This is a genomic window from Atopobium deltae (genome assembly GCF_001552785.1).
GTDB lineage: Bacteria > Actinomycetota > Coriobacteriia > Coriobacteriales > Atopobiaceae > Atopobium > Atopobium deltae.
Map to the genome: position 1 here is coordinate 28303 of NZ_KQ959485.1, position 14859 is coordinate 43161.

Below are 14859 nucleotides of genomic sequence, written 5' to 3' on the forward strand. Positions count from 1 at the left end.
CGTGCTGATAAAAGCACGTTTTGTTATTAACTATAGACTTCGGGCTTCAGGATACCCACGTACGACAGGTTGCGGTACTTCTCGGCATAATCAAGGCCATAGCCCACCACAAACGCGTCGGGAACATAGGCGCCCACATATTTGGGCTTGATGGCCGAATGCTTACCCTTCACGTCCTTGACCAGGCACGCCGCAATCGAAATAGAAGCAGGGTGACGAGCCTCAAGGTTCTTGATTAAATACGATAAGGTCAAACCCGTGTCCAAAATATCCTCGGCGATAATAACATCGCGGTCTTCGATTTTGGTATCGAGGTCCTTAATAATGCGGACGACACCCGAGCTTTTGACGCTATCGCCATAGCTAGAAATGGCCATAAAATCAACTTCGCACTCGGTGGTGATAGTGCGCATCAAATCAGCGGTAAAGACAAACGCACCGCGCAACACTGCGACGATAAGAGGGTTTTTACCAGCATAATCCTTGCTGATCTGCTCGCCGAGTTTCTCGACAATGCCCCTCATTTCTTGCTCTGTTAATAATACTTTTTCGATGTCTGGGTGTTGCTGTGTTCCCTGCTCCATGACCTTACCTTCCGCTTATTCGACAGCCTGAAACCTTAATTCTAGCAGCACTTTTGTTGTAGCGCTGCAGCGAAAGCGCTCATCAGCGCGAACTTGCGCAACCCACACAATCTTTCCAGTTGGACCCGTGCGTACAATGGGCACACTCGCGCGCTCCGCTGCTGGGATTTTTGCCTCGTTGAGAAGGTCGGAAAGCTTTTTGGACTGTCCATGCATGCCCAGCGGGCAGATAATATCGCCCGCTTGCGGAGCGTCAACCCACAGCTTTGCATCAGCTGCAGCAACACCTGCTGCTTGAGCATCGAGCAGCACCGAGGCTCTTCCCCACTCCTGTGCATGCGCCTTTGCTATGGCCACGGGATCTGTGTCTGGATTCACAGCAAGTAGGCGGGCAATGACGCAGGAGCGTGGAGCAGCGCTCGCCGTACGCTCGGCCATTTCGGGCGCCGAGCCCAGCGCTGGCGCAAGCGTCGTCGAGCCTGGAACTGGCAGCCAGCAAGGTTGTAAACGCTTGTCATCCGTAGGCATTCTTAAAAAGAGCGCGCCATACTCTACGCGGCAATCAATCCCCAAAGCAATATTGACAGAGCCTGTACCCGCCGCCACGATGCGCAAAAGGCCTGCGATGTGCTGGGCTTCTATGCGGCATTGATCAGAGGCATGACCCGCAACGTCTTTAACCGCCATACGGATCACGCGCCGCGCTATGGCCACGTCAAGCGCTGCCAGTTTAGCCGCGTGCAACGCTAATACACCCTCGCCCGAGCGCAAAATCAATAAGCGCAGTGCTCGAGACGCGATCCCCGCCAAATAGCGATCCTCATCCGATAAAATTTCGCAGCTCGTACCCACGCTTTGGATCACCTTGGGATTTTGTTGCTTCAAGAGCGGCAAAATCTCATGCCGAATATACGAGCGCTGATATCTCGTATCTTCGTTGGTCTTATCTTCACGCCACAAAATGCCCGCCGCCTGCAAAAAATGACAGAGCTCCTCGTGTGTCATATCCAACAAGGGGCGCACAATGCGATTGCGTCGGCGTGGAATTGACGATAAGCCCTGTGTACCTGTGCCGCTTATGGCGTGCGCAAAAAATGTCTCCGCTCGATCGTTGGCGGTATGCGCCGTTAAAATACGCGCCTCGCTACGTGGCGTCTTGAACTGTGCCGACAACTCGTTTGCCAGCTTTTGCGCCTCGGCATAGCGAACTTCTCGGCCAGCGTTTTCGACATTGTTGCCATAGCGCTTGACAAGCTCGTTAACCTGCGCATGAACCACTTTGCATAAAAGGCCATAGCGGGCGGCAAGCGCTCGTACAAATTCCTCGTCTTTCTGTGCGTCTTCTCCGCGAAGACCGTGGTTAATGTGGAGCACGTACAGACGCTCTTTTGCTATGCGAGAAGGGCCTGCGCCGTCGCAGATGTCGAGCTTTGAGGTCGCTGCCAGCACGAGAAGCGCAGTTGAGTCGGCGCCGCCCGAAACCATAAGCACCACGGGCGCGCGCTTTGCATCATCAGACGAACGCTTATGCAAATCAGTGTATTTTTTGTGCGCATATACTCGGGCAACGCTTGTCATAACTCTCCCTTGTGGCTTGCTGGACTGGAGTGGTGGATCGCTTGCTGGGCGCTGGCTCGTTGGAACGCTGGGCCGCAGCTTGTTTGCCACCTCTTCATCATATTTTAGTGTACCCATCGCGTGTGCCCATTGCTTTACCGTTGCTTTATGCTTTTGTTACGCATACTGACTGCGTAGAGAAAGACGGCACCCCACAGTGGAATACATTATAAAAATAGGTATGTTACAATTATAAAGTTAAGTGAATACCTATAGGCAGGGAATGCAATGTCTACTGCAAAAAATTCTGACTATGTGCGTCCTCGTCCTTCTCGACGAAGCGTCGAAGCTGTTGATGATTTAGCGTACGATGATGCCTACGCTACCGTAAAGCGCAATGCGTACGAAAAGGCGCAGGCAGAGCGCCAGGATCAAACCAAGCCGCAAAAGCGTTCGTGGCGCAACCTTCGTCGCGATGATACGCAGCTGCACAATGATCTTCCCTATGGTCAGTATTTATCTATGTCCGATCAGCGCAAGGCTATTTTTACGAGGCGTGAACGTCACAATCGTTTGGGCAGCGCCGCCCTTATCATTGGTATTCTTGCAGTTCTTGCGATTGTCGTTGCTATTTTTTGGCACTTTATGGCCGCCGCGCACGCGTAATCTCGTGCCGGCTTATTTTTTCAACTTACTTAGGATATTCTCGGATATCCACTATACTTATCTCAACAGGACGGATGCTGCAGTCGTCGCGCCATCGTTGTGTTGCATCGTTGCGCGACCATCATGATAGCATCGCCGTTGTAGCAGGTTATAAGCGCGAATTTCTCGCCTGTCCAAGATGAGAGTGTGTTATGAAAAAATTTTTCAAAGAATTTGGTGAATTCATCAATCGTGGAAACATCGTCGATATGGCAGTCGGTGTCATTATTGGTGGCGGCTTTACCGCATTGGTTACCGCGCTGATCACCTACATTATTAACCCTCTGATTACTGCTGCAACAGGCGGCACTGGCAATTACTCTGGCCTTTCGATTGCTATTCCTGGCAGCGACCAAGCCATCGACTTCGGTGCTTTTATCGGCGCGCTCATTAACTTCTTGTTGACCGCCTTAGTCGTCTTCATTATTTTGCGCCTTGTAAAATCGGCTCAGACCGCCGCTGCTGCGCTTAAAAAAGCCGAGAAGACCGAAGAAAAAGCACCCCGCACCTGCAATTATTGCAAGTCTGAAGTTGCCGATGATGCCCTTCGCTGCCCGCACTGCACCTCGGTGTTGCCCAATGCTTCGAAGCAGAATGTTGCCGATATGAACGGTCAAGCATCGGCATAAGCCGAAGAACGCCAGGCTTCCTCAACCGTGGTTGTCACGTGCGATCATTGTTCGAGGCTACCCCTAGTCTCAGCTATTGCCACGGATCTGCTTGAAAAAGCACTTCTGGACGAGAAGGCCTATCTGACCACGGATCATAGCCGTCATCATCTTCACGAAGAGCGCGCGCAAAAGTACTATCTTCTTTTGCGGTGTCGCGTTTTAATTCTTTGTGAGATGTGTGGCGGCTTTTCGTTTTATTTTTGCTGAGCGAGGCGTTTTGTGACCGTGTGCTATCGTTGATCTTCTCGTCAGAATTTTGTTTTACATCCGCTGTCATAATCAACATCCCTAAGATGCCATGTGTTTTAATGTGAGCGTCACAGGCTGATTTTTTGGAACGGTGCTGTTTGCGGCAGGCTCGATTCCCACGACCACGTCATTTTCGGAAGGCGAGTCCACCCCCGTGACATGCACATTTTGATACCCAAATTCGCGCAGCTTTTTGAGCGCCTGGCTGTAGTTCGCACCCTGAATGGGTGGAATATAGCGCAGCTCACCCACCGTCAGTGTGACCGTCTTCCCCAAGCCCTGGAGCTTGTCTGGATTGGGATCCGTAGCCATAACAAGTCCCGCTGAGTCATCCACGAAGGCATTCTGAACAGCCACTTCGAAGCCCTTATTGCGCAAAATGGCCGTTGCATCCGCAGCGCTACTACCACGCACATCGGGCACGGGCACGCCGCCGAAAAACCCGCGAGGTAGCAGCAAAAAAATGATTCCCGCAAGGCACAGCACAACCAAAGCCGTGAGCGCTCCCCGTATCACTTGCTGGCGAAGCATATAGCGGTCGAGAAGATCGGTGACAGACTGCACGGGAGCTGCTTTTGCAGATTCATTATTATCGTGCACGTGCAGACGAGGATTGAGGCGTTGAAGCGTTCCCTGCTTGTACGCAATGCCAATGGTGCGAAGACGTGCGCGAAGTGCTTTTTTCTCTTTTCGGGATTTTGGGCGGGGTACGGACACGTTTGCGGCAGGCGAGGTTGCGGAAGGCGAGGTTGCGGAAGGCGCGGCTGTAGAAGTTTCGCTGGTCACAGGTGCCGCAGTGGTGATGTCTGAAGTCGCGGTGACGGTTGGATCTGCAGTGATATTTGGAGTAGCAACTGCAGTTGGATCCGCAGTGGTATTTGAAATGGCGGTTACATTTGGATCGGCAGTACCATTTGGAGCAGCAGCTACATTTGAGGTGGTGGCGGACGCAGCCATGTTGGGATCTGGCGGCACTGATTGCTTAGATGCAAAAGCTTCTTGTTGCTCGGTCAGGACAGCCGTAGATGGTGCCGCCTGCTCAGGTGGCGATGCTACTGGTTCAGGCGAAACCACTTCTAAGGAAGCCAGTGCAGCAGCTTCACTCGAGAGATGCTTAATGACCTTCTCGCCGCACACAGGACAAAAAACAACACCTTTTGGAACCTGCGCATTACAACAAGGACAAATCATAGCACCTCCCTTAGTATGAAGTCTTAATGCTGTATTACCTTACTTCAAAAGTCGAAAAAAGGCAAAATGCTGCAGCTGCGGCCCCCTTGCAAAAAAATTGCGTCGCATTTCTTGAAATACGAAACGCGACGCAATCTATGCCTACGCTATGGGATATTCAAGCTGGACACTTGCGGGCATGCGCTCACTAAGCACGGCTTGCAACAAGCTTGCCTTGCTCGTTGGTGTCGATGTAGGCGCGATCTCCCTCGCCGAGCTTGCCCTCAATAATGAGGTTGGCAATCTCGTCAACAACCTGGCGCTGAATCAGACGCTTCAAAGGACGCGCGCCGTAGACGGAATCAAGACCATCAAGCGCGAGCGACTGTACCGCGCTGGGAGAAAGCTCCAGCGAAATGCGCTTCTTCGCAAGAAGTGTGCGTACGCCAGCGAGTTGAATGTCGACGATCTTCTCGATATCCTCAAGCCCCAAGGGCGAGAAGCTCACGATGTCGTCAATACGGTTCAAGAACTCGGGACGGAAAGCCGCGCGCATTGCCTGGTCAATCTTCTTGGACAGGTCCTTTTGATCGTCATCGGGGCTTGCCTGCGCAATGATCTGCGAGCCAATGTTACTCGTCATAATAATGATGGTGTTCTTGAAGTTCACCACTCGGCCCTGGCCATCGGTGAGGCGACCATCATCGAGCACTTGCAACAGGATGTTAAAGACATCGGGATGCGCTTTTTCCATCTCGTCCAGCAAAATGACTGCGTAGGGGCGACGGCGCACAGCCTCGGTGAGCTGGCCCGCTTCGTCATAGCCCACATACCCTGGGGGTGCGCCAATCAGGCGCTGGACCGAGAACTTCTCCATGTACTCGGACATATCAATACGAATGAGCGCACGCTCGTCGTCAAACAAGCATTCAGCAAGCGCTTTGGCGAGCTCGGTCTTGCCCACGCCCGTGGGTCCCAGGAAGAAGAAGCTGCCAATGGGACGATTCGGGTCCGAAAGCCCCGCACGGCTACGACGCACTGCCGCAGCCACGGCATCGACGGCCTTATCTTGACCAACCACACGTTTGTGCAGCTCGTCCTCAAGATTTTTGAGCTTGTCGATCTCGCCTTGCATCATCTTAGCAACGGGCACGCCCGTCCATGACGACACTACCGCAGCGATCTCTTCGTTGGTAACTTCTTCCTTGAGCAGGGCGCCATCTTCTTGCTTTTGAAGCAAGATCTTCTCGGCGGCGTCATACTGCTTTTGCAAGCTCGGAATGATCGAGTAACGTAGCTCGGACGCACGCGCCAAATCGCCTTCGCGCGTCGCCTTTTGTTCCTGGCTGCGCGAATCGTCCAGCTGCTGTTTGAGTTGCTGCACGTGGTCAATAGCGCTCTTCTCGTTTTGCCAATCGGCCTTCATGCTGTCGAGCTTCTCGCGCACGCCGGCCATCTCGGAGCGAAGCGTTTCCAAACGCTCCTTACTTGCCTCGTCCTCCTCTTTAAGCAGGGCCTGCTCTTCGATTTGCATCTGCGTCAGCTGACGGCTCACGGCGTCAATCTCGGCAGGCATAGAGTCCAGCTCCATACGCAGGCGGCTCGCCGCTTCGTCGATAAGATCGATGGCCTTGTCGGGCAAAAAGCGGTCGGCAATATAGCGGTTTGATAGATCGGCCGCCGAAACAAGCGCGGCATCCGTAATGCGAACACCATGATGGAGCTCGTACTTCTCCTTCAGGCCACGCAAAATCGAGATCGTGTCTTCCACGCTAGGCTCACTGACCAAAACCGTCTGAAAACGACGTGCCAAGGCGGCGTCCTTCTCGATATATTTACGGTATTCGTCAAGCGTTGTGGCGCCAATGGCGTGCAACTCGCCGCGCGCGAGGGCGGGCTTCAAAATGTTGCCCGCATCCATCGTGCCTTCGGTTGCGCCCGCGCCCACAATAGTGTGCAGCTCGTCGATGAACAGCACCACGCGACCCGCGGCCTGCTTGACCTCTTTGAGCACACTCTTCAGGCGGTCCTCAAACTCACCGCGGTACTTTGCGCCCGCAACCAGCGCACTCATATCGAGCTCGATCAGGTCATGATCCTTCAGGGTCGAAGGGACGTCACCCTGCACGATGCGCTGCGCGAGACCCTCAACGATGGCCGTTTTACCCACGCCAGGCTGGCCGATAAGGACAGGATTGTTTTTGGTACGGCGACTGAGTACCTGAATAGTGTGGCGGATTTCCTCAATACGCCCGATGACGGGATCGAGCTTGCCCTGGCGCGCTAGGCTAGTCACATTGCGCCCGTAGCGCTCCAACGCGTCAAACTCCTGCTTGCCCTCGGGCGAGGTGACCTTCTCGTCACCACGAAGTTGCGTGTAGGCTTCTTTGACACGCTTTTCGGTCACGCCAGCTGCCGATAAGATCCGCGAAGCATCGCTGGTTACAGCGCACAGAGCGCCAAGCAAATGCTCGGAGGTGACGTAGGAATCATCCACCGCACCAGCAAAGCTCTCGGCCTTTTGTGCGACGCGGCCAAAGTCATTTGAGAGCCCCATTTGCGCGTTGCCCGAGGTAACCTTTGGCATGCTTGCAATTTTTTGGTCGACCTGCGTGGCAAGTGCCTGTGGATTTGCACCAATGCGTTCGATAATAGCTTTGAGGTTATGTTCATCCGAGCTTATGAGCGCCTTGAGCAAATGAATGGGCTCAACAGAGGCCGCAGACGCATCGCTTGCAATGGCGATGGCAGACTGCAGCGCTTCTTGCGCCGTGACAGCCCACTTGTCTAATCTCATAAAAAACTCCTCTCTGATGCACGAAAACACAAGTTTGTTCACTACTTAGTATTCCCGTTGAGAGGAGTCTTTATACAAAATCTAAGCGCCTACACATTAGATTATCTATGTCTCTTCCTTTGATGATTTTGACGATTCGTGTTTTGGAAGGCGTCCATAGCGCTTGAGCGCGTCGCGTAAAATCCATTCCACTTGCCCATTTGAGCTGCGCATCTCGTCGTCTGCCCAGCGCTGCACAACCTCCCAAATCTCGGGATCTATACGCAAAGGATATTGTTTACGGGTAGCCATAATCGTAGTTTACTGCGTGTGTACCGCGATTAGTACAGCGAGCCCGTATTAACGACTGGTTGCGCTTCCGATTCGCCACACAATACGACCATCAAATTGGACGCCATAACAGCCTTGCGCTCCTCGTCCATCTCGACAATACCATCGCGAGACAGCTGCTTAAGGGCCATGTCGACCATCGAGACCGCACCTTCGACGATCTTTTTACGCGCGGCGATAACGGCTTCGGCTTGCTGACGACGAAGCATTGCTTGCGCAATTTCGGAAGCATAGGCAAGGTGTGTCAAGCGCGCGTCACTGACCGAAACACCAGCTGGTGCGAGGCGCTTCTCGAGCTCCTGTTGCAGAGTCTCGGATACTTCCTCAATGTTTGTGCGCAGGGTGATGGAGGTTGCGGTGGTGTCATCGTCCTCCATGTGGTCATACGCATAGACGCTAGCCACGTGACGCAGGGCGGTTTCGGTCTGCATGCTGACGTAGGACTCGTAGTTGTCGACATCAAAGAGCGCTTTTGCGGTGTCGGCAACATGCCATACCACGACGGTTGCAATCTCGATGGGGTTACCCATACGGTCGTTAACCTTGATGCGATCCCCGTTGAGGGTGCGGGCACGGGTTGAAATGATGGAGCTGTGGCTCTTCGACTTGACCTTCTCGGCAATGTCTTCCAGCGAGATGCTCTCGGAGAGCTCTACCTCGCCGAGTGATTTTGCATAAAACGGATTGGCCCAGCGGAAGCCCGTGTCGCGCACGGTTCCCATATAGCTACCAAACAAAACGCAGACGCGCGCCTGGCCTGGCTGCAAACTAAAGAAGCCATTGGCGATAATGGCAGCGACTGCGACGAGCACCACAATGGCGCCGACTTCAAAAAACGAGGGTCCAGCGTAGCTTATACCGCCATTCTCGGAATCAATGGCTTTGAGGATGATCGAGACGATCAATGCGGCAGCGGCAGCAAACATGACAAGGTCAATGCCCAGCATAAGCCACCCGCTTTTGGCATGTAGTGCTTTTTCGGTCGTGGCGGTTTTTTGCTCAGACATGATGTTCTCTTTCTCTCGAACCTGGGCGTACGGTGGTGGGCGCGTCTGATGTGCTCACGGCTTGCGTAGCTTGCGGTATATATCCACAGCGTGCGCACGTCTGACGAGCGCACTTCTCACCTGCCCGTATTACTTATATCGAAATGATATCACATTGGTTTCTTTTGTCGAGCGATTTTTAAAAAATTCTTGTTATGCTTGGCGAGCTGCATGCTTGCGCATGGCGTGATCCCAGCGCGATCCCAACCAAACGGCAAGCGCTTATTGCCCGTCGCCCAACAAGCGGCGCATGACCGTCTCGGGATTGGTGCCCTCATAGTGTGCAAGCGAGGTAATACGCTCACGCATACGGAATTCGTGCACCTCTTCTTCGAGCTCGCGCACGCGCCCGCGCAGGTCGTCATTCTCTTCCTCTTGTTTTTGGAAGCGCTCTTTCATGTCCAGAATACGAATGACACCCGCGAGGTTAATGCCCTCATCGGTCAACTTATTAATAAGGTTGAGGCGCTCGATATCGCGCGCCGAATACAGCCTTGTGTTGCCGCGGGAGCGTCCTGGATTGACTAGCCCTTTTTGCTCGTAAATACGCAAGGTTTGAGGATGCATGCCCGTAAGCTGGGCCGCAACACTAATCATGTAGAGCGGTCTATCTTCTCCAGCCGCGAAACCTTCATCGCCCAAAGCCATCTTACTTCACGTCCTTCCGATAGTTACGAGTGTCTTGCGTTCGCAATGTCTCCAACGCCTTACGCTCATCATCGCGCAAGCGAGTGGGGATCTTAACACAAACCGTCACATACAGCGCCCCGCGAGAACCCTTACGCTTCACGTTTGGCGCACCCAGATTTTTAAGGCGGAACTTCTTGCCATCCTGCGTACCGGCGGGAATCTTAATCGAAACAGTCTTATGCTCGGGTGTGGGCACATCCACCACGCAACCAAGCGCCGCATCGTAGATGCTAATGGGAAGCTCCATGAGCACGTCAGCGCCGTCGCGAGAAAACACGGGGTCGGGCTTAACCTTCGTGGTAATAATGAGGTCGCCTCGAGTGCCTCCGCGCAGACCGTACTCGCCTCTTCCACGGTACCTGAGCTTGCCTCCGTCGACAGCGCCCGCAGGAACATCCACTTTAAGGCTCTGTTTTTCGGAGGTAGAAGGAATTCTAAAGCTGACTTGTCGAGAGGTTCCCGTAAAGGCTTCATCAAAACTAATCACTAACGAAAGCGTCAGGTCGCTTCCCTTTTGTGGACGCTTATGAGAAACCCCATTCATGAAGCTCGCAAAATCGACGTTGCCAAAATCGCCCATGCCTCCGACATTGCCCATGTTACCCATGTTGCCAAAGCCGCCAGCCTGATTGATGACATCAGCCCAGTTAAAACCACCCGACGTATAGTCGCCATAGCGAGAAGCATTGCCACCCATGGAGCCCAACAGCAAGAATTGGTCATACTCTTTGCGTTTTTTGGGATCCGATAAGACCTCGTACGCCTCACTAATCTCTTTAAACTTTTTTTCGTCGCCGCCTGCATCTGGGTGATAGGTACGTGCAAGCTTGCGAAACGCCTTTTTAATATCGTCCTGGGTGGCGTCTTTCTTCACGCCAAGCACGTCATAGTAGCTTGTATTACTTGTCATGTGAAAAGCAGCGCCTCCCCTCGTTGTGTGCTTCTAATTTTTGTCTATCTTGTCGTCTATCTATATGCTCGCCTATAGCGTCCATTGCGTGCTTATAGCTGCGCCCGAGCAGTGCCCGGGCGCCTTACTTTTTGTTTACTCAGCGGATTTCGTGCCGTCTGACGTGGCGTCACACTCATTGGACGCCGTCTTTTGCGCGTCTGCGTCTGACTCGTCGGGTTTCTCGGCAGTACCATCTTTTGGGGTGGCTGGACGAGAAGGTCCATTGTAGGTCACGGTAACCATGGCAGGCCTGATGACCTTTGTTCCCATGCGATAACCCAGCTGGTACACGTCGCGAACCGTGTCGGCGTATACGCTTACATCATCCACGCGACCAACCGCCTGGTGGCTTAAGGGGTCAAACTCCTCGCCCGCAGGATCGATAAGCTCGACATCTTCTTTGGAGAGCACGTCTAAAAACTTGGTGCGTACAGCCGAGACTCCGTCGGCGAACTGCTGCAAGTCTTCGTTGCCCTGTGCATGCGTTTGCGCGTGCGCCAAAGCGCGCTCCAAATCATCGATGACGGGAAGCAGATTACACACGAGCTTCTCGGTCGCAAGAACACGCTCTGCAAGGCGCTCGCCCGCAATTCTCTTACGATAATTGTCCCAATCCGCCTGCAGACGTGCGACACGCTGCTGCGCATCGTTGCGCTCGTTTGTGAGCGTTTCGAGCTTTGCGGCAAGCTCATCGTAGGCGGCTTGCAGCTCATCGGCGTGCTTTTTCATGTCTTGTTCTGCGGCCTGTTCGCCCCGTCTGATGGCCTCATCGACCATTGCCTGTTCATCCATCTCAGGCGAAGCATCGGGCGTGGTGGTCGCCTTTTGACTCGTGGCTACCTTTTGGCTTGCATTCGCCTTTTGACTCGTGGCTACCTTTTGTGCTCCATCAGGTCTGCTTGACGCACCCTTTGCATCAGACGTATTGATTATGTCATCAAGGTTGTCGATCATGCTATTAAAAAACTCGTCCGACACAGCACTCGGCTCAAAGCCGTGTGTTGCGCCAGCTGCTGCAGCGCCAGCTTTTGTGGGGCCAGGTGTGCCAGGCGCACCAGGCACGCCATGCACCGATCCGCGAGCCACATTACCTGCCGAGTTGCCAAGGGGCTTCTTTTTGTCTTTTGACATAGGTAAGCTCCTTACTCCTTCTTCTTGTCGTCATCAACAACTTCGTAATCTGCGTCAACAACGTCATCGGCAGGTTTTTGAGAAGCGTCGGCAGAACTTTGCTCGTTTGCGTTAGAGTACACAACTTCTGCCAGTTTGTGGGCAACACCCTGCAGTTTGTCAGAGGCAGCCTTAATAGCATCAATGTCGGTGCCTTCAAGCGCCTTCTTCGCCTCGTCAACAGCAGCCTGTACCTCGGTCTTCAAGTCTTCGTTGACCTTATCGCCCAGCTCATTGAGCGTTTGCTCGGTGCTGTACGCGAGCGAGTCCGTCAGGTTGCGAACCTCGATCTCTTCCTTCTGACGCTTGTCTTCCTCAGCGTGGGACTCAGCGTCCTTCACCATGCGGTCGACCTCTTCATCCGAAAGCGCCGTAGAGCCCGAAATCGTGATCTGCTGCGATTTGCCCGTTGCCTTATCCTTTGCGGTAACCTTCACAATGCCGTTTGCGTCGATGTCAAAGGTGACCTCAATCTGAGGCTGACCACGACGAGCGGCAGGAATGCCCGTAAGCTGGAAGCGGCCCAAGCTCTTGTTGTCGCGTGCCATCTGACGCTCGCCCTGCAACACGTTAATCTCGACCGACGTTTGGTTGTCGGTAGCGGTCGAATAAACTTCCGTCTTGGAGGTAGGAATCGTGGTGTTACGGTCAATCATGGTGGTCATCATGCCGCCGAGGGTTTCGACACCAAGCGACAAAGGCGTGACGTCCAGAAGCAAAATGCCCTCGACATCGCCCGTTAAAACACCACCCTGAACAGCAGCGCCGTCGGCAACAACCTCGTCGGGGTTCACCGACATGTTGGGCTGCTTGCCCGTCATTTGCTTCACGAGTGTCTGAACAGCAGGCATGCGGCTCGAACCACCAACAAGAATGACCTCGTCAACGTCCGAAAGCGAAATATTTGCATCATGTAGGGCCTTTGTGACAGGCTCCTTGCAACGGTCGAGAAGATCGCGGGTAATGCGCTCAAATTCCGCACGAGACAGGTCGTACATCAGGTTTTTAGGACCGTTGGCGTCCATAGCGATGAAGGGCAGGTTAATGGTCGTTTGAGACGAAGCCGAAAGCTCCTTCTTTGCGTTTTCTGCTGCTTCCTTGAGTCGCTGCAGCGTCATAGGATCGTTACGAAGATCGATGTTGTGCTCGCTCTTGAACTTATCGGCCATCCAGTCGATTATGCGTTGATCCCAGTCATCGCCACCCAGGTGGTTGTCACCATTGGTTGCCAAAACTTCCACAACGCCGTCTGCCAAATCGAGCAGCGAGACGTCAAAGGTACCACCACCAAGGTCGAATACTAGAACCTTTTGTTCTTTTTCTTTTTTGTCGAGGCCATAGGCCAACGCAGCTGCCGTCGGCTCGTTGACGATACGCTGCACGTTAAGACCAGCAATTTTACCTGCGTCTTTGGTTGCCTGACGCTGAGCGTCATTGAAGTATGCTGGCACGGTAATAACAGCATCGGTGACCTTCTCGCCAAGGTACTTCTCGGCATCGGCCTTCATCTTGGATAGAATCATGGCCGAGATCTGCTCGGGCGTAAAGTCCTCACCGTTAATCTCGACAACCGAACGACTGCCCTGGCCAGACTTAACGGAATAGGGCACCGTCTTGAGCTCAGAGGAAACCTCATCAAAACGACGACCCATAAAACGCTTTATCGAGAAGACCGTGTTCCTGGGGTTTGCAACAGCACTGTTCTTTGCTGCCTTACCAACTACGCGGTCATCCGAACGAAAACTTACCACCGATGGAGTGGTGCGGTCGCCCTCTGCGTTCACAATAATAGTAGGCTCGCCGCCCTCCAACACTGCCATGGCCGAATTTGTAGTACCAAGGTCAATTCCAAGAATTTTATTACCCATAGATATATCCCTCCCACATGCCAGGTTATGTCTTGCGGCTTGCGCCGAGTCGTACAGCGCCTATGCGCGATTTGTGCGACGATGCGCGCAGCGTCGCAAGCACTGCAAAACCATCCTAGCAAAAGCTTTACAATCTATTCATACCCATACTATGTATCACTATACAAAATCTAAGTGACTTAATAGTATATTTTTTGATTGTTCACGCCTTACTTTTTATGAGCTGCGCAAAATACTAAACCTACCTGCGGAAACTTCTAAAAATATTTTTTCCGTATCACCAAAAAGTCTTCATTTTTGCTTGTTTTAGCCTCTTGGATGCTTCCTTTAGAAGTGAGGAGTCGCTTATAGCACATCAGGAGAGGGTGTGTAGAGCGAAAATATAAGGGAGGAATCATGTCTCATTCAGTCATAGTAAGCGCGATGAGTGGGCGTGCCGCGGAAACTGCGATGCTGAGGTTGATCAAATGGTGCTGGACTTTTCGTGCGTGGCCGAGACAGCCACGCTCATTGATCCCGAGTTCAACAAAACGCTATTCATGACGCATGGTCATCTGTGGGGGCCAGGCCTGCATAATAGTGTTGATCGCTGGGCGCCACTAAACCCTGGCGATGTTTTTTTATACGGTCACACGCATAAAAAGTGAACCAAATACTTCCCGAGCATCCTTGCATTACGGTGTTTAATCCAGGTTCTGCGAGAAGTCATTGATTTATCTAATACGATGAAACCTTGAGGTTAATTGGCTAAAAAATGTATTTTCAGATAAACGAGAAATCATCGCAACGCATAAAGAGATGGTAAAAACTGTTTTTGATACTTCAAGTCTTGAAAATGAACAACTGAAACTCGAAGAAGAACTCAACATCGTAGCTGACAAGGTCAACAACTGCATCAATGAAAACACACGAAAATTGCAGGACCAGGATGAGTATGAGAAAAAAATATACGAGTCTCGTGAACAGGTTTAATACTGTAGTTAACAGCGTTCGATGAAAACGTCTGACTGAGCATGGTTGACTATCTAACCGTGCGTCACGATGGAAAGGCTGAGTTTACTTTCCTTGAT

15 protein-coding genes are annotated in these 14859 nt (G+C 52.6%); 4 read left to right on the plus strand and 11 right to left on the minus strand.

Annotated features, from left to right (window positions below; translation table 11 throughout):
• Window positions 1-26 precede the first annotated feature (26 nt).
• The gene (hpt, locus tag HMPREF3192_RS01145) at window positions 27-584 is read right to left on the minus strand and encodes a hypoxanthine phosphoribosyltransferase (RefSeq protein WP_066304636.1); all 558 of its coding nucleotides are present in this window, start codon (window positions 582-584) and stop codon (window positions 27-29) included.
• A gap of 15 nt (window positions 585-599) precedes the next feature.
• Complete coding sequence (gene tilS, locus HMPREF3192_RS01150; RefSeq protein WP_197414525.1) at window positions 600-2162, minus strand: tRNA lysidine(34) synthetase TilS; 1563 nt, start codon at window positions 2160-2162, stop codon at window positions 600-602.
• A gap of 267 nt (window positions 2163-2429) precedes the next feature.
• Between tilS and HMPREF3192_RS01155 the strand changes: the two genes are divergently transcribed.
• Window positions 2430-2807: a hypothetical protein gene (locus HMPREF3192_RS01155; protein WP_066304637.1), complete on the plus strand. Its 378-nt coding sequence runs from the start codon at window positions 2430-2432 to the stop codon at window positions 2805-2807.
• A gap of 191 nt (window positions 2808-2998) precedes the next feature.
• A complete protein-coding gene (mscL, locus tag HMPREF3192_RS01160; protein ID WP_066304638.1) occupies window positions 2999-3475 on the plus strand; it encodes a large conductance mechanosensitive channel protein MscL in 477 nt (158 codons plus the stop codon).
• A gap of 73 nt (window positions 3476-3548) precedes the next feature.
• Here the strand turns inward: mscL and HMPREF3192_RS01165 are convergent, their stop codons facing one another.
• The 9 genes from HMPREF3192_RS01165 to dnaK all read right to left on the minus strand — a co-directional run bounded on the left by HMPREF3192_RS01165 (window position 3549) and on the right by dnaK (window position 13789).
• Complete coding sequence (locus HMPREF3192_RS01165) at window positions 3549-3794, minus strand: hypothetical protein (RefSeq protein ID WP_156422813.1); 246 nt, start codon at window positions 3792-3794, stop codon at window positions 3549-3551.
• A gap of 11 nt (window positions 3795-3805) precedes the next feature.
• Window positions 3806-4957 carry a PASTA domain-containing protein gene (locus HMPREF3192_RS01170; RefSeq protein ID WP_066304643.1) on the minus strand — a complete coding sequence of 384 codons (1152 nt, stop codon included), beginning with the start codon at window positions 4955-4957 and terminating at the stop codon, window positions 3806-3808.
• A gap of 187 nt (window positions 4958-5144) precedes the next feature.
• The gene (gene clpB, locus HMPREF3192_RS01175; protein WP_066304644.1) at window positions 5145-7733 is read right to left on the minus strand and encodes an ATP-dependent chaperone ClpB; all 2589 of its coding nucleotides are present in this window, start codon (window positions 7731-7733) and stop codon (window positions 5145-5147) included.
• 105 nt (window positions 7734-7838) lie between these two features.
• Window positions 7839-8024 (minus strand): type II toxin-antitoxin system antitoxin, encoded by a 186-nt coding sequence (locus tag HMPREF3192_RS01180; RefSeq protein WP_066304645.1) that lies wholly within the window; start codon window positions 8022-8024, stop codon window positions 7839-7841.
• A gap of 29 nt (window positions 8025-8053) precedes the next feature.
• Window positions 8054-9070, minus strand: a complete 1017-nt coding sequence (locus tag HMPREF3192_RS01185) for an SPFH domain-containing protein (protein WP_066304646.1) — start codon at window positions 9068-9070, stop codon at window positions 8054-8056.
• 261 nt (window positions 9071-9331) lie between these two features.
• Window positions 9332-9757 carry a heat shock protein transcriptional repressor HspR gene (locus HMPREF3192_RS01190; protein ID WP_066304647.1) on the minus strand — a complete coding sequence of 142 codons (426 nt, stop codon included), beginning with the start codon at window positions 9755-9757 and terminating at the stop codon, window positions 9332-9334.
• Window position 9758: 1 nt separating this feature from the next.
• Entirely contained in the window at window positions 9759-10709 is a 951-nt protein-coding gene (locus HMPREF3192_RS01195; protein WP_066304649.1) for a DnaJ C-terminal domain-containing protein, read from the minus strand.
• A gap of 135 nt (window positions 10710-10844) precedes the next feature.
• A complete protein-coding gene (grpE, locus tag HMPREF3192_RS01200; RefSeq protein WP_066304651.1) occupies window positions 10845-11882 on the minus strand; it encodes a nucleotide exchange factor GrpE in 1038 nt (345 codons plus the stop codon).
• 11 nt (window positions 11883-11893) lie between these two features.
• Entirely contained in the window at window positions 11894-13789 is a 1896-nt protein-coding gene (dnaK, locus tag HMPREF3192_RS01205; protein WP_066304653.1) for a molecular chaperone DnaK, read from the minus strand.
• A 467-nt stretch (window positions 13790-14256) separates the two neighbouring features.
• Between dnaK and HMPREF3192_RS06880 the strand changes: the two genes are divergently transcribed.
• Both HMPREF3192_RS06880 and HMPREF3192_RS06885 read left to right on the plus strand, forming a co-directional pair.
• Window positions 14257-14436: a metallophosphoesterase family protein gene (locus HMPREF3192_RS06880; protein WP_066304654.1), complete on the plus strand. Its 180-nt coding sequence runs from the start codon at window positions 14257-14259 to the stop codon at window positions 14434-14436.
• A 151-nt stretch (window positions 14437-14587) separates the two neighbouring features.
• Window positions 14588-14761 (plus strand): hypothetical protein, encoded by a 174-nt coding sequence (locus tag HMPREF3192_RS06885; RefSeq protein WP_197414526.1) that lies wholly within the window; start codon window positions 14588-14590, stop codon window positions 14759-14761.
• Window positions 14762-14859: the final 98 nt, after the last annotated feature.